At 72.0% G+C, this 22,008-nt stretch carries 15 protein-coding genes; 9 read left to right on the top strand and 6 right to left on the bottom strand.

Going from position 1 to position 22,008, the window contains the following annotated elements:
* Positions 1–25 precede the first annotated feature (25 nt).
* Together AAIB33_RS17925 and AAIB33_RS17920 are read left to right on the top strand one after the other, a co-directional pair.
* A complete protein-coding gene (locus AAIB33_RS17925) occupies positions 26–2,392 on the top strand; it encodes a nitrate reductase (protein WP_345801312.1) in 2,367 nt (788 codons plus the stop codon).
* Positions 2,389–2,850 (top strand): hypothetical protein, encoded by a 462-nt coding sequence (locus tag AAIB33_RS17920; protein WP_345801311.1) that lies wholly within the window; start codon positions 2,389–2,391, stop codon positions 2,848–2,850. Before AAIB33_RS17925 ends, AAIB33_RS17920 begins: the two co-directional genes overlap by 4 nt.
* 9 nt (positions 2,851–2,859) lie before the next feature.
* Here the strand turns inward: AAIB33_RS17920 and AAIB33_RS17915 are convergent, their stop codons facing one another.
* Positions 2,860–3,507 carry an NAD(P)H-dependent oxidoreductase gene (locus AAIB33_RS17915; RefSeq protein ID WP_345801310.1) on the bottom strand — a complete coding sequence of 216 codons (648 nt, stop codon included), beginning with the start codon at positions 3,505–3,507 and terminating at the stop codon, positions 2,860–2,862.
* Between the two features lie 245 nt (positions 3,508–3,752).
* On the opposite strand from AAIB33_RS17915, the gene AAIB33_RS17910 reads away from it, so the two are divergent.
* Together AAIB33_RS17910 and AAIB33_RS17905 are read left to right on the top strand one after the other, a co-directional pair.
* Complete coding sequence (locus AAIB33_RS17910; protein WP_345801309.1) at positions 3,753–4,397, top strand: helix-turn-helix domain-containing protein; 645 nt, start codon at positions 3,753–3,755, stop codon at positions 4,395–4,397.
* Entirely contained in the window at positions 4,394–6,055 is a 1,662-nt protein-coding gene (locus AAIB33_RS17905; RefSeq protein ID WP_345801308.1) for an MDR family MFS transporter, read from the top strand. The genes AAIB33_RS17910 and AAIB33_RS17905 overlap by 4 nt, the downstream gene beginning before the upstream one ends.
* Positions 6,056–6,232: 177 nt before the next feature.
* Here AAIB33_RS17905 and AAIB33_RS17900 read toward each other — a convergent pair whose 3' ends face one another.
* Together AAIB33_RS17900 and AAIB33_RS17895 are read right to left on the bottom strand one after the other, a co-directional pair.
* Positions 6,233–6,640 (bottom strand): SRPBCC domain-containing protein, encoded by a 408-nt coding sequence (locus AAIB33_RS17900; RefSeq protein ID WP_345801307.1) that lies wholly within the window; start codon positions 6,638–6,640, stop codon positions 6,233–6,235.
* An 83-nt stretch (positions 6,641–6,723) separates the two neighbouring features.
* Entirely contained in the window at positions 6,724–8,121 is a 1,398-nt protein-coding gene (locus tag AAIB33_RS17895; protein WP_345801306.1) for a PLP-dependent aminotransferase family protein, read from the bottom strand.
* Between AAIB33_RS17895 and AAIB33_RS17890 the strand changes: the two genes are divergently transcribed.
* The 4 genes from AAIB33_RS17890 (at position 8,120) to AAIB33_RS17875 (ending at position 10,807) form a co-directional block, all read left to right on the top strand.
* The gene (locus AAIB33_RS17890; protein ID WP_345801305.1) at positions 8,120–9,043 is read left to right on the top strand and encodes a DMT family transporter; all 924 of its coding nucleotides are present in this window, start codon (positions 8,120–8,122) and stop codon (positions 9,041–9,043) included. The two genes, AAIB33_RS17895 and AAIB33_RS17890, sit on opposite strands and share 2 nt — an antisense overlap.
* Complete coding sequence (locus tag AAIB33_RS17885) at positions 9,043–9,651, top strand: FMN-binding negative transcriptional regulator (protein WP_345801304.1); 609 nt, start codon at positions 9,043–9,045, stop codon at positions 9,649–9,651. Before AAIB33_RS17890 ends, AAIB33_RS17885 begins: the two co-directional genes overlap by 1 nt.
* A 71-nt stretch (positions 9,652–9,722) precedes the next feature.
* Positions 9,723–9,917: a hypothetical protein gene (locus AAIB33_RS17880; protein WP_345801303.1), complete on the top strand. Its 195-nt coding sequence runs from the start codon at positions 9,723–9,725 to the stop codon at positions 9,915–9,917.
* A gap of 224 nt (positions 9,918–10,141) precedes the next feature.
* The gene (locus tag AAIB33_RS17875; RefSeq protein ID WP_345801302.1) at positions 10,142–10,807 is read left to right on the top strand and encodes a GAP family protein; all 666 of its coding nucleotides are present in this window, start codon (positions 10,142–10,144) and stop codon (positions 10,805–10,807) included.
* Between the two features lie 51 nt (positions 10,808–10,858).
* Here AAIB33_RS17875 and AAIB33_RS17870 read toward each other — a convergent pair whose 3' ends face one another.
* The 3 genes from AAIB33_RS17870 to AAIB33_RS17860 are packed head-to-tail and all read right to left on the bottom strand — an operon-like array spanning position 10,859 to position 20,944.
* Complete coding sequence (locus AAIB33_RS17870; RefSeq protein WP_345801301.1) at positions 10,859–11,665, bottom strand: isocitrate lyase/phosphoenolpyruvate mutase family protein; 807 nt, start codon at positions 11,663–11,665, stop codon at positions 10,859–10,861.
* 53 nt (positions 11,666–11,718) lie between these two features.
* Positions 11,719–17,601 carry a toxin TcdB middle/N-terminal domain-containing protein gene (locus tag AAIB33_RS17865; RefSeq protein ID WP_345801300.1) on the bottom strand — a complete coding sequence of 1,961 codons (5,883 nt, stop codon included), beginning with the start codon at positions 17,599–17,601 and terminating at the stop codon, positions 11,719–11,721.
* Between the two features lie 25 nt (positions 17,602–17,626).
* Positions 17,627–20,944 (bottom strand): hypothetical protein, encoded by a 3,318-nt coding sequence (locus AAIB33_RS17860; protein ID WP_345801299.1) that lies wholly within the window; start codon positions 20,942–20,944, stop codon positions 17,627–17,629.
* A 253-nt stretch (positions 20,945–21,197) separates the two neighbouring features.
* Here AAIB33_RS17860 and AAIB33_RS17855 point away from each other — a divergent pair, with 253 nt between their 5' ends.
* Complete coding sequence (locus tag AAIB33_RS17855; protein ID WP_345801298.1) at positions 21,198–22,007, top strand: LuxR C-terminal-related transcriptional regulator; 810 nt, start codon at positions 21,198–21,200, stop codon at positions 22,005–22,007.
* Position 22,008 lies beyond the last annotated feature (1 nt).

Raw genomic sequence — 22,008 nt, 5'->3', positions numbered from 1 at the left:
GGCGCGTCCGCGCGACGATGCCGCCATGAGGAAGCACGACATGCTGCTCGCGGGCGCCGGGGCGCCGCGCGTGCGCGACATCTGGGGAGCCCGCACCCCCATCCCGAACGGCGGGGAATGGCCCGTGCGCGTCGACCAGCATCTGGCCGAGGGCTACACCGACGACGACGTCGACGCCTGGGTGCGGTCGGCCTGCGTCCTGTGCAGCAACGGCTGCGGATGCGACATCGCGGTCAAGGACGGCCGCATGATCGGCATCCGGGGGCGCGGCGACGACGCCGTGAACAAGGGACGCCTCGGCCCGAAGGGCCTCTACGCCAGCTGGCAGGGGCTCGCGAACGCCGACCGGCTCACGACGCCCCTCGTCCGCCGCGACGGCACCCTCGTGCCCGCGACGTGGGACGAGGCGATGGCCCTCATCGTCAAGCGCAGCTCGACGCTCCTGCGGGAGAAGGGACCGCTCAGCCACGGGATCTACACGAGCGGGCAGCTGTTCATCGAGGACTACTACGTCCTGAGCATCGTCGCGAAGGCGGGCATCGGCACCCCGCACGTCGACGGGAACACACGCCTGTGCACCGCGACAGCCGCGGCGGCGATGAAGGAGTCGTTCGGCGCAGACGGGCAGCCCGGCTGCCAGGAGGACGTCGACGACTGCGACGCGCTCTTCCTCTTCGGCCACAACATGGCCGAGACCCAGACCGTGCAGTGGGCGCGCGTGCTCGACCGCCTCGATGGGCCCGAGCCGCCGCTGCTCGTCGTCGTCGACCCGCGTGAGACCCCCGTCGCGCGCCGCGCCGACGTCCACCTGCCGGTCCGCCCCGGCACGAACCTCGCGCTCATGCTCGCGCTCGTGCGCGAGCTCCTCGTCAACGGCTGGACCGACGACGAGTACATCGCCGCGCACACGACGGGGCTCGAGAAGCTGCGCGGCTTCGCGGACGAGTGGACGCCGGAGCGCGCTGCCGAGGAATGCGGAGTGGAGGCCGACGACATCCGGCGCGCCGCCCGCATCTTCGGCACCTCGGAGCGCGTGCTGTCGACCGTGCTGCAGGGCTTCTATCAGGCGGAGCAGGCGACGGCCGCGTCGTGCCAGGTCAACAACCTGCACCTGCTGCGCGGCATGCTGGGGCGGCCGGGATGCGGCATCCTGCAGATGAACGGTCAGCCGACGTCGCAGAACACGCGTGAGACCGGCGGGGCGGGCGATCTGCCCGGCTTCCGCAACTGGCAGAATCCGCAGCACGTCGAGGAGATCGCGGCGCTGTGGGGCATCGATTCCGCCACCCTGCCCCACTGGGCCGAGGCGACGCACGCGATGGAGATCTTCCGCCACGTCGAGCAGGGGTCGATCTCGTTCCTGTGGGTGCAGGCGACCAATCCCGCCGTCTCGCTGCCGCAGCTTCCCCGCATCCGGGAGGTCCTCGCGAAGCCCGAGCTGTTCCTCGTCGTGCAGGACCTCTATCTCACCGAGACGGCAGCCCTCGCCGACGTCGTCCTGCCCGCCGCGGCCTGGGGTGAGAAGACGGGCACCTTCACGAACGCGACACGCGTGGTGCACCTGTCCGAGAAGGCCGTCGAGCCTCCCGGCGAGGCGCGCGCCGACATGGACATCTTCCTCGACTACGCCCGACGCATGGACTTCCGTCGCAAGGACGGCTCGCCGCTCCTCGACTGGACGACGCCCGAGGAGGTGTACCGGGCGTGGCAGGAGTGCTCGCGCGGAAGGCCGTGCGACTACACCGGCATCTCGTACGACGACCTGCGTCGCGTCAGCGGCATCCGCTGGCCGCGTCGCGAGGGCGAGCAGGAGAGCACCGACCGGCTCTACACCGACGGCGTCTTCCCGACGCAGCCCGACTACTGCGAGTCGTACGGCCACGACCTCATGACGGGGGCGGGTGTCGAGCCCGACACGTACAAGGCCCATGACCCCGCAGGGCGGGCGCAGCTCAAGGCCACCGCGTACTCGGGTCCGCATGAGCCGCCCGACGCCGACTATCCGCTCGCGCTCACGACGGGGCGCTCCGTCTTCCACTTCCACACGCGCACGAAGACGGGCCGGACCCCGGAACTGGTGGATGCCGCGCCCGACGTCTGGGTCGAGACCGACGCCGCGACAGCGGCGGCCCACGGGGCCTCGGACGGCGATCTCGTCGAGGTGCGCTCCCGGCGCGGCCGCATCGTCGCGCCGCTGCGGATCACCGACATACAGCCGGGGACCGTCTTCGCCCCGTTCCATTACGGATACTGGGATGCTCCGCCCTACGCCGAGTCGAGGCATCCCACCGCCGCGAATGAACTGACGCTGACGGAGTGGGATCCCGTCTCGAAGCAGCCGGTATTCAAGGTCGCCGCCGTGCGGCTCGAGCGCATCGGGGATGCGTCATGAAGCTCCCCGTGTACCTGACCCTGCAGGCCGAGTCCGAGCTCGCGCTGGCGGACTCGTTCGTGCGGGTGGCCGAGACGCACGGGGACGAGCCCGACATCCACTACCTCTGCCTGGCGCTCGCGAAGCAGTGCGTCTCGCATGCTCAGAAGCTGTCGCCGCTCATCGGCAAGTACGGCGCCGGTCCCCACGACGACGAGCCCGAGCGGCTCGAGGACAGGGGGCTCGGCGCACCGCGGCCGGGTCCGCTCGGGATGCTGCGCGACCTGCAGGATCTGCACGCGCTCGCGGGCTACGTGCACCTGACCTGGATCGTGATCGAGCAGGCCGCGCACTCGCTGCGCGACACCGAGCTGCTCGAGGTCTGCTCGTCGTGCGACGAGCAGACCTCGGTTCAGCAGCGGTGGCTGCAGACGCGGATCAAGCAGTCCGCGCCGCAGGTGCTCATCGCGGCCGCGTGATCCGCGGCGTCACGCCGCCACCCGCAGCCACCGGTCGGATGCCGCCAGGGCGCGCACCTCCTCGAGCGCTCCCGCGAGCGCGGCATCCCGCGCCGGCTCCGAGACGTCGACGCCGTGCGCGCGGATGAACGTCAGGTCCTGCAGCCCGACGAATCCGAAGATCGTGCGCAGGTAGGGCTCCAGGAAGTCGAGCGCCTTCATGGGAGTGGCATCGCTGTAGTCACTGCCCGACGACGACACGACGATCGTCGGCCGGTCCTCGAGGAGGGGCTCCGGGTAGCCCTGCTCGGTGAAGCGGAACAGGTAACCGGGCTGGACGATGCAGTCGATGTAGTACTTGAGCACGTACGGGATGCCGAAGTTCCACATCGGCGTGGAGATGACGTACGCGTCGGCGCGGCGGAACCGCTCGATCTCGCGTTCGATCTCCGCCCACGACTCGGCGTGCTCGCGCCCGATGGGCATACGCGCGAGAAGCGTGTACTTCGCGTCGATGTTGTCGCCGGCGATGGCGGGCAGGTCTTCCTGGAAGAGGTCGAGGGTCTCGATCTCCAGATCCGGGATGCGGCCGGCCAGCTCGTCGAGCAGCGCCTGCGAGATGCCCAGGGTCCGGGATCCATCCAGTCGCGGGCTTGCGATGACGTGCAGCAGTTTCATTTCGTTCACCTTCCGATCAGCGAGGGAACGCGGGTCGGAAGGGATGCGTCGACTCCGGCCCACGTCGAGGGAACGGCGGGCACGACGTCGCCGGGCAATCCGGGTCCGTCCTCGGATGCGCCCCCCGCATCAGACGGAACCTGGAGTCATTGCACCATGGCGGTTCGCCCGACCGCAATGGGCGATGAGGGCGAGACCCGGACAGTGATTTGCACTAAGCCCGCTCGGGTGCAAAAATGCACTCCATGGAAGAAAGTGCAGACTCTCCGCGCGAGCGGCGCCGCTCCGATACGACGCGCGCCCTCATTCGGGCGGCTCGGCACTTCACGGCCGAGCGCGGCCTCTCCGGTTTCACCGTCGAAGAGCTCTGCAGCGAGGCTGCGGTCTCCCGCCGCACGTTCTTCAACTACTTCGCCTCCAAAGACGATGCGGTGCTCGGGGTTCCTCTCGAGCGGTCGGATGCCGCGGCCGTCGCCCGCTTCCTTGCCGAGGGCAGCCACACCCCCGGCGGGCTCTCACCGACGCTCCTCACCGATCTCGCGGTGCTGGCAGAGGACCGCTGGCGCGCGCTCGACATCGCCCCTGACACGGTGCGCGACCTCTTCGCCGCCGTCGAGAAGGAGCCCCGCCTCCTCGCGCGGATGCTCGAGCTCGGCGCCGAGAGTGAGCGCTTCGACGCGCGGCTCATCGTGCAGCGCGAGGGCCTGCCCGACGGCGACCTCCGCGCCGAGGTCGCCGCCCAGGTCGTCGGCGCCCTCGTGCGCGCGGCGGCCGGCGAGTTCCTCCAGCCGGGGAACGACGACACCTTCCTCGAGATCTTCGAGCGGCGCATCGGCGCGGCGCGCGAGCTCTTCGCCACCCAGTCCGCACTGATGGGAAACACCCGATGACAGCCACCGCCTCCGTCCCGACGATCTCCGCCGGGCCCGCTCCCCTGCTGCTCACGAAGCGGCGCATCTGGATCATCTTCTCCGCGCTGATCGCCGGGATGCTGCTCTCCAGCCTCGACCAGACGATCGTCTCGACCGCCATGCCGACGATCGTCGGCGAGCTCGGCGGCGTCTCGCACCAGGTCTGGATCTCGACCGCGTACATCCTCGCGACGACGATCGTCATGCCGATCTACGGCAAGTTCGGCGATGTGCTCGGACGGCGCCGGCTCTTCCTCGCGGCGATCGCGATCTTCACCCTCGCCTCGGTGGGCTGCGCGTTCGCGACCGACTTCTGGATGTTCGTCGTCTTCCGCGCCATCCAGGGCCTCGGCGGCGGCGGGCTCATGATCCTGTCGCAGGCGATCATCGCCGACATCGTGCCCGCCAACGAGCGCGGCAAGTACCTCGGCCCGCTCGGCGCGGTCTTCGGTCTCGCGGCCGTCGCCGGCCCGCTCCTCGGCGGGTTCTTCGTCGACCACCTGACGTGGCAGTGGGCGTTCTACATCAACATCCCGGTCGGCATCGCGGCGTTCTTCATCGCCCTGTTCGCGCTGCAGCTGCCGAACAAGAAGGCCGAGAAGCCCATCGACTGGCTCGGCGTGCTGTTCCTCTCGATCGCCACGACGTGCCTCATCTTCTTCACCGACTTCGGCGGCTCGGCCGACTTCGGGTGGGACTCGATGGCGACGTGGTGGTGGGGCCTGGGCCTCGTGGTCGCCGCAGCGCTGTTCATCTTCACCGAGTCGCGCGCGGCCGACCCGATCATGCCGCTCTCGATGTTCCGCAACCCCGTCTTCGTCAACGCGACCGCGATCGGCCTCGCGCTCGGCATCGGCATGTTCGCCGCGATCGGCTTCGTGCCCACGTTCCTCCAGATGTCGTCGGGCACGTCGGCCGCGGCATCCGGTCTCCTCATGCTGCCCATGATGGTGGGCCTCATGGGCACCTCGATCGCCTCGGGTCTGCTCATCACGAAGACCGGCAAGTACAAGATCTTCCCGATCCTCGGCACGATCATCACCGGCATCGCGATGTTCGCCATGACGACCCTCACCGCCTCGACGCCCGTCTGGCTGATCTGCGTGTACCTGTTCGTGTTCGGTGCCGGCCTCGGCCTCATCATGCAGGTCGTCGTCCTCGTCGTACAGAACGCCGTGCCGGCCGCCGACATCGGCACCGCGACCTCGACGAACAACTACTTCCGCGAGGTGGGCGCCGCGCTCGGCACCGCCGTCTTCGGCACGCTCTTCACGACGCGCCTCACCGAGAACCTCACGAAGGTCTTCACGGATGCCGGCGCCTCGGCCGAGCAGGCCGGGCAGGCGACGTCGACCATCGACCCGTCGACGCTGAGCCAGCTACCCGACGCGGTACGCGACGGTGTCGTGACGGCCTACGCCGACGCGCTCGCTCCGGTGTTCTGGTACCTCATCCCCTTCATCGGCGTCGCGCTCATCCTGGCGATCTTCCTCAAGGAGATCCCGCTCTCCGACGTCGCCGGGCTCGTCGCCCGCGGCGAGGCGATCGGCGGCGACGAGGCCGAGCGCCTCGAGGCCGAGCAGCGCGCCGGCGCCGACGGGAAGCCCGCCGAGCCTGCGATCGATCCCGGGCGGTGACCACGATCCCGCGCGCCCGCCCCGCGTCCGCCCGCCCGCCTCTCGCCCAGCGCGACTCGGCGAGATAGGGGATCTCGCCGAGACGAGGCGTCCTGACGCCCTGTCTCGACGGAATCCCTTGTCTCGGCGCAAAGGGCGGGTGCGCACGGGCGGCGGCGCGGGGCGTGAGGGCCCAGGTCAGGCCTCGGCGCGCTCCTTGATCGCGGCGAGGTGGCGGCGCCAATTCGCCTCGGACTCGCTCGCGGCGCCCTCCGTGGCGTTGCCGTCCTGCCAGAAGTCGAGGTGCGTGCCCGCGCCGCGCCCCGCCAGCTCGTACGTGAGCCGATGCTCACTGCCCTCCGCGTGCTCGCCGCTGAAGTGGGTCAGCACGAGCCGGTGCGGAGCGACGGCCTCGATGACCTCGCCGCGGTCCTCGAAGGACTTGCCCTCCCACTCGCCGCTCCACACGACGGACGAGCCGGGTTTCCAGTCGGATTCGACGGTCGCCCCGAAGTTGACCTCCGATGCGTGCTTCGTGATCGTCTCCCACACCCGCTGCGGAGACGCGTCGACCTCGATGTCGGCTCGCGCGATGAATCCAGGCATCCGGTGCCCTCCTTCTGCCGATGGTGTGCCCAGCCAACCCCATGAGTCCGACCTGCACCAGCCCTTGACACGCCTCGGCGCCGTCAGAGCAGCGAGCCGAGGATGCGCGCCGCGTCGGGGAACCGGTCGGGATTCTCGCCCGAGAAGTTGAGCCGCACATACGGACCCGCAGCCTCCGCTGGAAACCACTCCGTGCCCGGCGCGACGATGAGCCCGCGGCTCTCGCACGCGCGCGCGAGGCTCTCGGCGTCAGCCCCGTCGGGCAGCCGAAGCCACAGATTGAGCCCGCCGACGGGCGCGATCTCGAGATGGGCGGCCGGCGCATGCTCCTGGATGCTGCGCACGAGCAGATCCCGCCGAGCGCGCAGCTGCTCGCGCACGCCCCGCAGGTGCGAGCGCCAGCCCGGCTGCGTCACGACGTCGAGCGCGGCGGCCTGCAGCAGGCCGCTGACGTACATCGACTCGGCGGCGCGGTCGGTGAGGATCCGCTCGCGCGCGGGGCCGCGGGCGATGACGGCGGCGACGCGCAGGGCGGGCGACACGCTCTTCGTGAGCGACCGCAGGTAGATGACATGGCCGTCGTCGTCGAGCGCGGCGAGCGGGCGCGGATCGGCGTCGATCGCGAGGTCGTGCGCCCAGTCGTCCTCGATGAGGAACGCGCCGCGGCGGCGCACCACCTCGAGCACGGCCGCGCCGACCTCGCGCGACCACTGCGCGCCCGTCGGGTTCGCGAAGCTCGGCTGCGCGTAGAAGGCGCGGGCGCCCGTGCGCGCGAGCGCGCGGTCCACGTCGTCCGGGTCGGGTCCCTCCGGACCCGTCGGCACCGGCACGAGCACGACCCCCGCCTGAGCCGCCGCGAGGATCGCACCCCAGTACGTCGGCGACTCGATCACGAGCGGCTCGCCGTGTCCGACGAGCGCGCGGAAGATCGAGCTCAGCCCGCTCTGGCTTCCCGCCACGACGAGCGCATCGCGCGCGGTCGGCGGGGCGACCCCGGCGGGCACGAAGGCGGCGAGCTCGTTCGCGAACCACGACTGCAGTTCGGGATGCCCCGCCACGGGCGACCGCACGATCGCCGCGTCGCTGCGCCCGGCCCGCGCGATCGCGGCGCGCACGAGGCGCTCGGGCAGGAGTTCGCGCGCGGGGTACCCGGAATGCAGCGCGATGGCATCGGGCGCGACCGCCCGCTGCGTCGACGACAGGGCGGTCAGCCGCGACTGCGGCGAGCCGAGTGCCGCCGTCTGCCAGCCGTAGTCGACGGGTGACGGCGGACGGACGGCGCGGACGAAGGTCCCGACGCCCGGGCGGCTCTCGACGATCCCCTGCGCGATGAGGCGCTGCATCGCCTTCTGCACCGTCACAGGGCTCGCACCGTACTTGGCCATGAGCGCCCGATTCGACGGCAGGCGAGCGCCGTGTGGGGCCGTGCTGATCCAACTCCGCACTCCGGCCACGATCCGCTCGGTGCTATCCTGGCTCATGATAAACGACAGTAGCGCTATCCTCTTGCGATCGCCAGCGCTATCCACCCGCGCCGGCCTGGGCTGGGGCCTCGTCGGGATCACGGCGTTCTCCTTCACCGTGCCGTTCACGCGCGTCGCGCTCGGCGGCCTCGATCCGGTCTTCATCGGCGCCGGCCGCGCCATCGTCGCTGCGGCACTCGCAACGGTCGCTCTCGCGCTGACGCGCCAGAGCCTCCCGAATCTCGTCCAGTGCGCGCGCCTCGCGGTGGTCGCGGCCGGCGTCGTCGCCGGCTTCCCCCTGCTGACGTCGTTCGCGCTCCAGACGGCGCCCGCGAGCCACGGCGCCGTCGTCATCGGGCTCCTTCCCGCCGCGACCGCCGTCACGGTCGTGCTGCGCACGAAGGAGCATCCGCCCCGCTCGTTCTGGCTCTTCGCCGCGCTCGGCGCCGTCGCGGCGATCGCCTTCGCGTCGCTCCAGAACGGCGGATTCGGTCGGCTGCACTGGTCGGACCTCCTCCTCTTCGGCGCCGTCCTCGCCGCCGCGATCGGCTACGCCGAAGGCGGCCTGCTCGCGCGCGAGCTCGGCTCGTGGCAGACGGTGTCGTGGGCGCTCGTGCTCGCCGCGCCGCTCATGATCGCCCTGACGATCGGCTCCGTGGCGCAGCATCCACTCTCCGCGACCCCCGTGGAATGGCTCGCGTTCGCGTACCTCGGCGGCGTGAGCATGTTCCTCGGCTTCTTCGCCTGGTATCGCGGACTCGCCATCGGCCCCATGGCGCAGGTGAGCCAGGTGCAGCTCGCCCAGCCCGTCCTGACGATCACGTGGGCCGCGCTCATTCTGAACGAGCCGCTCGGCTGGACCACGATCCTCGGCGGCCTCGCCGTCGTCGCCTGCGCGGCCCTCGCCGTGCGCACCCGCCTCAGCAGGAAGGACCCCTGATGCGCCACACGCCCCGCTACCTCATGACCGATCCCGAGGAGGTCAGGCGGCTGATCCGCCGCCACCCGTGGGCGACATTCGTGTCGCCGGCGAGCACGGGTCTCGTGGCGTCGCACTATCCCGTGCTGCTCGATCACGACGTCGACGGCATCGTCATCGTGAGTCACTTCGGCCGACCCGACGACGAGCTGCATGAGCTGGGACAGCATCAGATGCTGGTGATCGTGCAGGGGCCGCATGACTACGTGTCGCCCAGCTGGTACGCGCCGGGCGACCTCGTGCCCACCTGGAACCACGTCACGGCCCACCTCTACGGCACTCCGGAGGTGCTGACCGACGACGAGAACTACGCGATGCTCGAACGACTGACCGACCACTTCGAGCGCGGCCACCCGCACGGTCGCAGCCTGTCGGAGGACGAGGCCGGCACCCGCCGCCTGGCGAAGGGCACGGTGGGCCTGCGGCTGCGCGTCGACCGCTTCGATGCACGCGCGAAGCTGAGCCAGAACAAGGCGCCGGAGGTGCGCAAGAACGTCGTGGCGCACCTCGCCGAAGTCAACCCCGCTCTCGCGGAGGAGATGATCCGGGATGCTGCGCCCCGGCCCTGACTGCCACGCTGTCAAGCCCCGTGCCGCCGGAAGCGGGGGCTGGTGGGATCGGGGGTGACGAGAGGATCGACATGACGAACCCCGACGCGCTCATCCAGCCCGAGCCGGCCTCGGATCCCGGAAACCCGAATCGCGACCGCGGCGACCTGCAGGATCTGCCGCCCGCGCAGGTCGACGACGAGGCCGTGCGCGAGCACGCGGAGGCCGAGGCTGAGGAGGCCGAGGGCGAGGGGCCCGGGGGCGACGCCGCCGCGGCGCGCAGCTAGCCCGCGACCACCGCGACGGTCGCGCAGGCCGACCGCCGGGTGCGACCGACGTCGGAACCGCGCGGCGACCGGCGTCGACGCCCGCGCGCCCGGTCGGGCACCCGCACCCGGCGGGGCCCCCGCCCGCCACGGATGATCGCGGGACTCCACGCCCGCACGCATCGCGTAATGTGAGCGACGCCGCTCCCGCTCGCCCCTGGGTGCCGCACAGCGAGGAGGGCTCCATGGACCTGATCGTCCGCATGCTGCCCCTCGCCGCGGCGGTCGCCTTCAGCAGCGTCCCGATCCTCGCGACGCTTGTGATCCTGCTGTCCCCGAACGGCAAGCGGTCGGGCATCCCATTCCTCATCGGATTCGTGGGCGGCATGTTCGTCGTCGTGACGATGTGCACCGTGTTCACGCAGCTCGTGCCGTCGGCCCGCCTTCCACGCCGCGAGGATCACATCGTCGGTCAGCTCGAGATCGTCGTCGGGATCGTGCTGGTCCTTCTCGGGCTCTTCGCGCTGTGGCGGTCGCGCAAGAGCGTCGAACGCGGCCTGCCCGAGTGGCTGAAAGGGGCCGAGAAGCTCGGACCGTGGTCGTCGTTCGGCCTCGCGCTGCTGCTCAACATCCGGCCGAAGAGCCTGCTCCTGTGCGTCGCCGTCGGTCTGACGGTGCGCGCCGACGCCCAGTCGATCGGCCAGGCCGTCATCACGGTCGCCCTGTTCATCGCGATCGGATCGTCGACGGTCGTCATCCCCGTCGTCGCGACCCTCGCCTCGCCGAAGCGCATGCAGCCCCGTCTCGTCCTCGCGCGCGAGTGGTTCACGCGCAACGGCGAGATCGTCGCGGCGATCATCCTGCTGCTCATCGGCGTGCTCGTCATCGGGGCGGGTTTCGAGCGCCTCTGACGCTCAGCGCGAGCGAGCGGATGCCGCGCGGCGAATCGCCCCGCGCCCCCGTCAGGCCCCGAAGCGCCGCTGCACCTCGCCATAGGCGAGGGCGCCGTCGAGGAAGCCGAGCGTCCCGGTCTCGCGCAGCTCGCGTCCCGCCCGCTCGACGAGACTCAGGGCGGCACGGGCGAGCCCTCCCCCGACGCTCACGCGCCGGACGCCCAGCGAGAAGAGCGTCGGCGCCGGGATGATGTTCGACGCGAGCCCCGCCACGATGTTGAGCGGAGCGGGGATGGATGCCGCGAGCCGGCGGATCGACTCCTCATCGTTCACCCCCGGCACGAAGATGCTGTCGGCGCCCGCGTCGATGTACCGGTGGGCGCGCTCGACCGTCTCGGCGAAGGGATCGGCGGCATCGCCGATGAAGAAGGCGTCCGTGCGGGCGTTGAGCACGAAGGTGCCGCGCGGCGCGGCGGCGCGCGCCGCGACGAGCCGGCCCACGGCCTCCTCGACGTCGAAGAGCCGGCCATCGATCGTGTCCTCGATGTTGCCTCCCGCGACGCCGAGCTCGGCGACGAGGGAGACGGTCCGGCCGACGTCGTCGGGGGTGTCGCCGTACCCGGCCTCGAGGTCGGCGCTGACGGGAACCGACACGGCGTCGACGATCTCACCGATGCGCGCGAACATCGTCTCGGGGTCGAGCGCATTGCCGTCGGGGACGCCGTACGACCACGCGATGCCGGCGCTCGTCGTCGCGATGGCGGGGAAGCCCACCTGCTCGAGGATGCGGGCGGAGCCGGCGTCCCAGGCATTCGGGATGACGAAGCCGGGTCCGGCGTGGAGGGCGAGGAGGGCGGCGGCGCTGTCAGTGGACACGACTGTATTCAGGACCGTCGCCCGCTCGCCGTCAAGGGTGGCGCGCCCTTCCGTCACCAGTCGGTCTTGATGAAGTTGAACGGCCCGAGGTCGACATTGTGCGTGCGCACGTACTCCTTCAGGTCGTCGAAGAAGCCCGCGCCGCCGGCCGCCGTCAGGTCGACGAGGGCCGTCTGCACGATGTAGCTCGCCGCATAGGGGGCGAACGCCGCGGCGACGTGCGGGCCGACGGCGGCGGCGACGCGGCCGGCGGCCTCGGTGCCGATCTTCTGGGCCGCGCCGCCGAGCGTGTTGATCTCCGCTGCGGGCGGGGTCGCCCCGCCCCCGGGAACGGCGCCGCCGGGTGCGCCCGCAGCGCCCGACCCCTGCTGAGGCGTGGAGAACTGCTGCTGGAGGTCCTGCTGGATCGAGGTCTTCGGGGCGACGACGCCGCTGATCGCGCCCACCGCGGCGCCGATCACGAGGCCGATGACGGCGCCGACGAGCACCTTCTCCATGATGTCGCCGATGCCCTTGTTCTTGCCGCCCGCGAAGCCCGCCGCGAAACCCATCGCGGCGCCGTTGATCGCGCCCGCGACCCCGCCGCTCACGGCGCCGCACAGCACCGTGCCGCTCGTCAGGCCGAGGCCGCCCGCCACCGCCACGCCGGCGAACGCGGCGCCGAAGGCGGCCCAGCCGCCCACGGCTCCGCCGACGACGATGCCGAGGAAGATGTCGCCCGCGTCTCCGCCTGCGCGCGCGGCGGCGATGCCGCCGATGACACCGCCGGCCGCGATGCCGATCGCCGTCGCCGCGAAGACGGCGCCCCATGTGACGGTGAGTCCGCCCACCGTGAGCGCGGCGGCGCCGGGCGCCGCGACGCCGAAGGTGAAGACCGTCACGATGACGGCGACGGCGATGATCGCGATCGTCGCGACGACGGCGGCGAAGATCTTCCAGAAGTTGCGCCCGGACGGGTCGACGAACGACGTGGGGTTGTCGCGGCAGTAGGCGTAGAGGTTCCACGCGAGCGGATCGTCGATGTCGGCGATCGTCGAGTCGGGCGAGAGGAAGCGGCCCAGCTGCGGCGCGTACCACCGCGCCCCCAGCAGCACGAGGCCCGGTCCGTCGTCGGCGGCCTCGCCGGTCGCGAAGCCCTGCGGCAGCGCCGCGCCGGTCCGCGCGAGCACGACCCCGTAGGGACCGTATGTGAGGGATGCCGCGACCGCGCCGGACTGGTCGGTCGCGAGCACGACCGACCCGAGGTGGTCGGTGTGCAGCCACACGCGCACGCCGGCCTTCTCGCTCGCGACGATGCCGTCGCCGTCGCTGAACTGCAGCACCACGACGCCGTCCTCGATGCGCAGCAGCCGGTCGGGGCTCAGGACGACGCTCGCACCGCCCGGGCCGGTGCGCCGGCGCGCGGCGAGGCGGCCGGAGTGGTCGTAGGTGTAGTCCTCCGTGACGCCGTCGCTGCGGGCGATCTGCCGCAGGCGCCCTTCGGCGTCGACAGTGTGCGCGCCCCAGGGCGCGGTGGCCAGGTGCCCGCGATCGTCGTAGGTGTAGGCATCCATCCCCACCGACGTCAGCAGGGTCGCCGCCGCTCCTCCCCCGCCGTAGCCGTAGGCGCCGCCGCCCTCGCCGTCATCGAGGCGGTTGCCCGCGTCGTCGTAGGCGTAGGCGTACGAATGAGCGGCGGTCGTCGCGGTGGTGAGCCGGTGGAGCCCGTCGTAGGCATAGGTCCAGGCGAGGGCCCCGTCGGGCGAGGCGATCGTGAGCAGGTCGCCGGTCGGATCGTGCGCGTACGAGACGTCGCGCAGGACGCCGGCGGGCCCCGTCACCGTCGACGCCGCGAGCCAGCCCGTCAGCGGGTCGAACGACTCCGCCGTCGTGACGCCGTTCGCGTAGGCGGTGCGGGTGCGCCGGCCGGAGTCGTCGTAGTCGATCGCCGCGACGACGCCGTCGACAGCCGAGAGCCGGCCCGCGGCGTCGTAGTGATAGCCGACGGACGTTCCGCCTGGGTAGTCGATCGAGGTCACGAGGTCGTCGGACCGGTAGGCGAGCCGCAGGGTGACGGCCGCCGCGCCGGCGGGGGTGACCGTCTTGCTGGTCACGTTGCCGCGCGCGTCGTAGTCGAACACGGTCGAGCCCGCCTGGTCATCGACGCGCACGAGCCGGCCGCCGTCGGTGTGCAGCCCGGCATCGGCGGGCGCCGCGGCGCCGTTGTCCTGGTACGTGTAGGTCACGACGGGCGGGCCGGCGGTCGTGTCGTGCCGCACCGCGGTGGGACGGCCGCCGACGTCGAACGTGCGGAAGACGCGATGGCTCGCGCTTCGCGACTCGACCGGGTTGTTGGCGGCGTCGAGCACGAGGGCCTGCGTCGACTCAGGGCGGCGGATGCGCACGGTGCGGCCGAGCAGATCGCGTGTGAACTCCGTGCGGTTGCCCGCGGGGTCGACCTCGGCGGCGAGCGCGCCCTTGGCGTCGAACTCGAACGTCGAGGCGATCCAGGCGGCGCCCAGGAGCTGCTCGATCCGCACGACGTGCCCCGCGGCATCGATGTGCCGGCGCGTGCGCGCACCCGAGGCATCCACCTCCTCGATGAGACCGGGGCTGTAGACCACCTGCGCGATCGAGCCGTCGGGCCGGGTCGTGCGCACGGCCCGGCCGAGCGCGTCGTACTGCACCGAGCTGTGCGGCAGGTCGGCGGCGGGTGCCGCCCAGGCTCCGGCGACGCGGCGCGGGAGGAACGTGCGCACGGGCAGGCCCCGCGCTCCGAACTCCGTCGCACTCTCGGCCACCTCGCCCGCGGCGTTCGTGCGACGGCGCTCGACGATGCGGCCGTCCCCGTCGAGGATCTGGCGCTCCACCGTCGGCGCCGATCCTGCCGCGGTCGCCCGGCGGGCGGTGACGACGCGCGGGATGGATGCCGGGCCGTAGTCGAACGCGACGGTCGGCGTCGCGATGGTGTCGCCGTCCTCGACCGTCGCGACGGTCCGCGCGAGCGCGTCGCAGACGGCGACGCTGCGGGCCCCCGAGGGATGCGTCACGGCGGTCGGGCGATAGGTGCGCAGATCGAAGTCGGCCGTCACGATGTTGCCGAGGGCGTCGACGCTGCGCACGGGATAGCAGCCCGTCGGGTCGAACTCGATCGTCGCGACACCCCCGAGCGGACCGGTCACCGTGCCGCTCACGACGCCGCCGGTATCCGTCCGCTCGTACGACCCGAGACGCACCCACCAGCCGTCGTCGCCCGCAAGCTGCCGGTAGCCCAGCGCCCCGAGGTCGGGCACGTCGGCACCGTAGACGTCCGTGACGGCCGCGGCCGTGAGGGCGAGCGCGAGCCGCTCGGTGACGAGTCCCTGGGCGCCGACCTCACCCGGGGAGAGGCCGTCGTAGCGCACCCGGAGGTCGGAGAGCACGGCCCCCGACCCGTCCTGCTGCAGGATGCGCGCGACGCGCTGGCGGTACCGACCGGCCGGATCGGCAGCGTACTCCGTGTGCGTACGCAGCTCGCCCGTCTGCACGGCGCCTTCGAACGCGCGCTCGCGCGCCTCGGTGACGTTCCCGTCAGCGTCGAAGGCGAGCTGCTCCGTCACGATCGACGACACCGGCGCCGCGGCGCCCTCGAAGACGCTCTTGGTCGAGCCGCTGAGCCGCGGGACGACGGTGCCGTCGGGGCCGTCCTGCACGTCCCACGACTGCTCGAATCGGTCGTACAGGGTGCTCGCCGGTTCGGCGCTGCGGCGGTCGATTCGCCGGATCCGGCCGCGGATCGCCCGCGCGCGCACCCGATCGGGGCGGGATGCCGGCTCCTCTCCGTCGGCGGTGAGGCCGACGTGGAACGAGTGCTCCGTCACGAGCGTCGCGACATCCTCGTCGCCGTGCTCGGTCGTCGTCACGCGCCCGAAGCCGCACACCTCGCGCAGCACCCCGTCGTAGCGGCCGTCGTGATAGGCGTAATCGGTCGTCGCGACCGGGCCGCTCACGTCGTCCGTCACGGTCGTGCCGGCGACGACCGGCAGCACGACGGGGAGCCTCGTCGTCCACGGCGATCCCGCCGCGCGGTCGCGCTCGGCCTCACGCGCCGACGTCGTCCACCGGATCGCGGTGTGCCGCCCGATCCCGTTGTCCACGGCCGAGAGGAGCCCAGGGTGCACGCCTCCGAGCGGATCCAGGGCGAACCAGCGCGCCTGGCCGGACGGCAGCGTCGCCGTCCACACGATCGCCGGGGCGCCCGTGCCGAGCACGTCGGCGACGCGCACGTTCGCCATGCCTCCGGTCGGCAGATGCGCGATCGTCCGGGGCGGCCCGAAGCCGTCGCCCGAGCGGTTGGGCCACCACGTGAGCACCCCCGCCGCGAGGTGCACCACGTCGGCGCAGCCGTCGCCGTCGAGGTCGAGCACGAGCACATCCTGCGGCGCGGTGTCGAACGGCAAGGCCGGCGCGCCGGCCATCTCGACGGCGTCGCCGAAGACGCCGTACCCGAGGTACGGCCAGTACCGCACCCCGCCGCCGTCGACGCGCACGAGGTCGGGGGTGCCGTCGCCGGTCATGTCGGCGCAGAACACGCGCGGATCGGTCAGGTCGGTGGGCGGTCCGTCGGGGGTGGCCGGCACGACGGCGGGCACGTCGCTCCAGCCGTCGTCGGTGCGGGAGGCGATGAGCAGCGACGTGTTGGTGCTCCACAGCAGGTCGGGCAGCCCGTCTCCGTCGAGGTCGCCGAATCTGACGGATGCCGAGCCCAGCGCGACGGCGGGCGCCTGCCGCCACGAGGTCGGCGTCGAGAACCCCTCCGCCCTGCGGGGCTGGTAGCCCGCGAGCGGGAGGTCGCCGCGGACGACATCGGCGAGCCCGTCGCCGTCGACGTCGAGGAGCGCCGCGCGCGCATCGGGGGCCGAGAGCGCGGGCACCGTGCCGACGCCGGACGGCCGCCCCCACGCGCCGGCGCGGTTGGGCCAGACGCGGGCGGTGCCGCCCGTCGCGAACTGGATGACGTCGGGCAGGCCGTCGCCGTTCCAGTCGACAAGCTCGACCCGGCCGTCACCGTCGAGGGGCGGTGGCCCGGCGCCCTCGTCGAGCGCGGGCACACGCTGCAGCCGTGGCGCCGACGAAGTCGTGTACCCGAACCGGAGCGCCGGCGCATCGAGGTGGGAACCGTCGGCGGCGAAGCCCGTCATCGCGACCGCGGCCAGCTGCGACGCGCCGTTGAGCTCGGATTGGCGGTACTCGAGCGCCCACCGGCGCACCAGCGGGTGCGCGTCGGCGGGCAGCCGCAGCTCGATCGCGGCGCAGCGCTCCGCCGTCTCGAGGAGGAACCCGCCACGTCCCCACCGCAGCCGGTCGGGCCGCGGCTCGTAGGCGAAGGCGACCTCGAAGGGTCCGTATGCGATCGTGTCGAGGTAGCGCTGCGCGCCCTCGGCGCGCCACGTGAACACGCTCGCCTCGCCGACGTTGTCCTCGATGCGCTCGAGCAGCCACGCCCACGGCTCCCCGCCCGCCCCGGGGATGCGCCCCGCGGGGGTCGTCCCGAGCGTGAACCGGGTGCCCGCCCTGTCGACCGCGACGAAGCCGTCGCCGTCGGCCGCGAGGGTCCAGTCGCCCGTGACGACCTGCGGCGTGAGGCTGCCGTCCGCCCGGCGGACCAGCGGCCCCGACCCCTCCAGCACGAGCGTGTCGGTGTCGTCGTACCGCGGCCGGCCGATCATCGTCGAGCGAACGATGCGCGGCAGCGACAGCGCCCAGCCGACGCCGAAGGGGCCGTTGCCCGTGCCCGAGTCGTACCGCAGCGACAGCTTCGGCCCGCAGTCGTTCGGGCCGTTCGGCACCTCCATGGGCACGGCGAGCGTGCCCGTCCCCGTCGAGAGGTCGGGTGAGAAGGTCTCGCCCAGGCCCGACGCCGAGCCCCCGCCCGGCAGCGACGGCGCCTGGCTCGCGAATCCGATGTCGACGCTCACGACGACCTCCGAGGCGTCTGTCGGCTCACGCGCGGGGCGTGAACGAGTAGCTCAGGATGAGGGCGATGTTGTCGATGTCGTCCAGGTCGAGCGCCCCGTCGTGCACTCGGCCGGGGTTGTCGGCCGCCGCGACCTCGATGCGGTAATCGCCGAGGGCGCTCTGCCCTGTGACCGCCGCCCGCAGCGCCGTCGCTTCGACCGAGCCGTCCGGTGCGGTCGTGACCTTCACCGGCGCCGACCCCGGCGCCGTCACCGAGAGCACGAGCCCGTCCGCCCCGGCAGCCGGTGTCGCGCTCGCGACGAGGCTCAGCCCGGTCAGCACGGGCGCCGTCTCGGTCGCGGAGAAGTCCGTCCGGCCGAGGCTGAACGCGAGCACGCCGCTGCCGTAGAACGCGAAGAACGCGTCGGCGAACACCCACCGCAGCGGGAAGGGCCGGGTGCGGTCGTTCGCGCCGGGCCGCGCCGCGAGATCGGCGAGCACCGTCTGCTTGAGGTCCGGGTCGAAGCGCGCCGTGTACGTGAAGGTCAGCCGCACGTCGATGAGGCTCGCGAACTGCAGTTCGTTGGCATCTTTGGGGAATTCCAGCGTCCACGACGACGCGACGCCGGCGCCCTCGAACACCCGCAGGCGCCTCGCATCGGGATGGTCGAGCAGCGCGTCGCGCCGCGGGTCGAAGTCGCTGATCACCAGGGTCTCGCTCGTCTGCACGCGGTGCTTGAGCACACCGCCCGCTGTGGCCGGGGTGCGGTAGTGCGAGATGCCCGCGTTCGACAGCGTTCCGCTCAGGCCGCGCGCCGGCACGATCCCGTCCACCGCCACCTCGACCGCCTCGATGCGGCCCGCGTACGTGCCCGGGTACTTGAGGTCGAAGTCGGCGAGGTCCGTCTGGAACTCGATGCGTCCCGTCCGGCGCAGCTGCGTCTCGAAGAGGAACGGGTACCGCTGCGCGAGCGAGATCGTCTGGGCGATCGGCTGCGGCTTGGGCGCGGTCGAGGTCACCAGGTCGTAGGTGAACGACTGCACGTCGGCCATCAGCGCGTCGCTCGCGAGGAGCCCGTGCACCTCGTCGGCGCTGTAGTCGGGCCGGATGACCGACATCGCCACGTCGTTCTCGAAGTTGTAGGCGCGCTGCATGCGCTTGGCGACGTCGAGCGCCATCGTGAGGTACCGGTCGGAGATGTGGCTCATCCGGTCGCCGAGCGCGTTCCACACGTCGGGCGTGAAGCGCTGATCGTCGAACGCCGAGAGCAGCTGCTGCGCGTTCGCCACCCGCACGGCGGCGGCGTGCGCCTGGGCCTGCGTCGCCGCGGCGCGCGCCTGGGACGCAGCGACCTCCTTGCCGGCCTGGGTGGCCGCGGCATCCAGTTCCGCCGCCTGCCGGTTGAGGGTGTCGATCTCGTAGTCGCGCTGCTGGCGCGCAGAGGTGAGACCCTCCGCCGCCGCGAGCGTGCCGCGGTCGCCGTCGATCGAGTAGCCGCCCTGCATCATGCGGTCCGCAAGCGCGTTGAGCTGGCCGCCGTCGCCGTCCTCACCGCCGGAGAGCTGCTGCGAGAGGGCCTGATGCATCGTCCAGTCCCACGACTTCGTCGTGTACTCGGCGGCGTTGTCGCGAGCATCCTGAGCGCGCAGATTCGCGACCGACTTCGCCGCCTGGTACGCGGCGACCTCGGCGTTCGCGGCATCGACGGCGCGCAGCGCCGCCTGCTGCTCAGCGGCCGACTGGCTGATGTTCTGGGTCAGCTGGGTGCGGGTCAGCTCGCCCGAGTCGGCCTTCTCCCAGAACGTCATGGCGTCGCGCTCGGCGCCGATCGCGAGCTGGCAGAAGTTGACGGCGACGGACTGCAGGTAGTCGAACGTCCAGATCGGCACCTGCTGGGCCCAGTGCCCCCAGAAGTCGAGGCCGCCCGAGATCTTGGCGAGGCGCGACTGGAGGTCGAAGATGACGACCGAGATCGCGGGGCTCGCCGTGATCGCCGACGGGTCGGAAAGGTTGGCGATGGCCTGCCGCGCCTGGTCGGCCGCCGGGGTCAGCGGCGCGAGCGTGTACAGCGCGCTCGCACCCGCCTTCCCGTCGACGGTGAGCACGTGCTCGTAGACGGGCAGCGCCGAAGCCGGGTCGTCGGCGCGGAAGAGCGAGTCGCCCCAGTCGAGGTACAGCGTCGCGAGGCGGCTCCACACGTACGGCGCTTCGACCGCCGCGTTGAGATAGCTGTAGGACGCGGCCTTGAGGTACCAGCTCTCGGCGGTGACCCACTGACCGAGCGCGTGGTAGTCCTCGGCGAGGCCGAGGGTGGTCTCGTAGTACCAGGAATGCGCGAGGCCGGCCGCGACATCGGCGGCCTTGTCGGGCGCGATGAGGATGTCGGGAAGGAGCTTGAGCCCGATCCGCGCGTCGTACAGGCTGCTGACGAGCTTGTCGGCCGCCGGCGCCGCACCCTCGGACCAGGTGATGGTCTTCATCGCGTCGCCGACCGGGAACGCGTAGGTGCGCTCCTTGACCGTGAGGGCCGGGGGGATCTCGACGCCCACGGGGTCGATCGGCATCCGCAGCGCGGCATCCCGGATCGCCCCGTCGAGGATCCGCGCCCTGCCGTCCACGATGCGCCGGTTGAGGGCGGGTCCATTCAGGATGCCGCCTGCCGCCGCCTCGGCGAGGGGCGCGGCGGGCGCGAGCACGGGCCCGCCGACGCGGTTCAGGATCGGGCCGGGGCCGTGACCGATGTGTGCGCCCGGATCAGGCGCAGGCGCCCCCGGCGCGGGCGGGGGTGCAGCCGGGGCCGGTGCGGCGGCGAGCACGGGCGCCTCGGCGGCCGTGATCTGCGTGATGAGGTCGGGGGCCTCGGCGTTGGCGCGCTTGAGGAAGAACGCGGCCGATTCGGCATTGCCGTTGGCGGAGAGGGTCTGCGACAGGCGCAGGTCGGCGACCGCCGCCGTCTGCGCCGCGCCGGTTGCCGCGCTCAGCAGGCCGAAGACGGGAGCGTCGACGGCGACCGTCTCGCGCGGGCGCACGCCGTCGAGGCTCTGCTCGACGGGCAGCACGTTGAACCACTCGACCGAATACGAGAACAGCGTCTTCGACAGGTCGATCCCGTCCACGATCTTGTCCTTGTACTGCGTCAGCGGGAAGAGCTGACCCCAGATGAGCTGCCGCGCCTGCGTGTACTCGTCGATCGATTTCGTGTATCTGCGTGCGTGGTAGTCGTCAGCGGCCGACAGGAGCAGCTGCTCGATCGTCGCGAGGGTCGCGGCATCCTTGCTGCCCGCCGTACCGGCCGTCGCGGTCAGCACCGCGCGCGTGCGCCGGAAGGAGTAGGCGAGGTCTTGGGCATAGGCGATGGACATGGCTGCCTCCCGAATGGCTTCCGCACCGCGTAGACGCTGGAACGGTATCCCCACCCGACGCCGCGCACCATACGCACAAGTACCACTTGCGCGACGTCGTCTTCCGCGTGCGTGCGCGGCGGAGGATACTGATCACCGAGCGAAGGCGGGCAGCATTTTCGGGGGCATCGGCCGGCGCATCCTCCACTGACGGGTGGATCTCGAGAGCGGTTCGCATCAGGCGCGCTTTGACGACCCAAGCGGAAGCAGCGTCATGGGAGATTCCGGGTTCCTCCGGCGATGGATAGAGCTGGGTGCCGACCTGCTGTCGGCGCCCGCGGGCGACGACCCCCTCGTGCGGATCTGTGCGGAGCTGTCGGTCCGCTTCGGCGCGAGCGCCACCGGGACGATCGACTACCGGCCCGAGCGCGCGCGTGTGAGCCGCTACCAGTCGAGCAGGAAGGGTCCGCTGCGCTACGTCGCGCGCGTCGCCGATCATCCGCTCGTCCTGCACTACCGGGCGACGACCGACCCCCGCGCGCGCACGCTCAGCGAGGCACGCCGCTTCCTTCCCGATCCCTGGGCGCGGGCGCTCGTCGACGATCTCCGGGCCGACGGCTACGCCGACTTCGCGTTCCTCCCCCTGCGGCCCCGCGCCGACATGCGCCACCGCTGGCTCGCGCTGGCGACGCCCGAGTCGTTCGGGCGCTCAGTCGGGGACGACCTCGACAGTGTCGCCCCGCTCATCCGGGCGATCGACGGTCAGCGCCGCGCACTCACGACGGTGGTCGCACCCCCCGAGGGCGTGGGCCTGTCGGCTCGAGAGCTCGCCGTGCTGGGCCTGACCGCGCGGGGCCTCACGGCCGTCGCAATCGGCTCCCAGCTCGTCATCAGCCCGCGCACCGTCACGAAGCATCAGCAGAGCGTCTATCGCAAGCTCGCCGTGGGCGACCGCCTGACCGCGGTGCTGAGGGCGCAGGAGCTCGGCATCCTGCGGCCTCAGGGCGGCAGGGACGGCGCGCACGCTCTCACCGTCGCCGAGACCGCGATCACGCCGCACGCGGCGCTGCGCATCGCAAGCTGAC

Origin of the sequence: Microbacterium sp. AZCO (assembly GCF_039614715.1) — a bacterium.
Lineage (GTDB): Bacteria > Actinomycetota > Actinomycetes > Actinomycetales > Microbacteriaceae > Microbacterium.
Note: the sequence above shows the minus strand (reverse complement) of the source record. Positions and strands in the feature narration are given on the sequence as shown.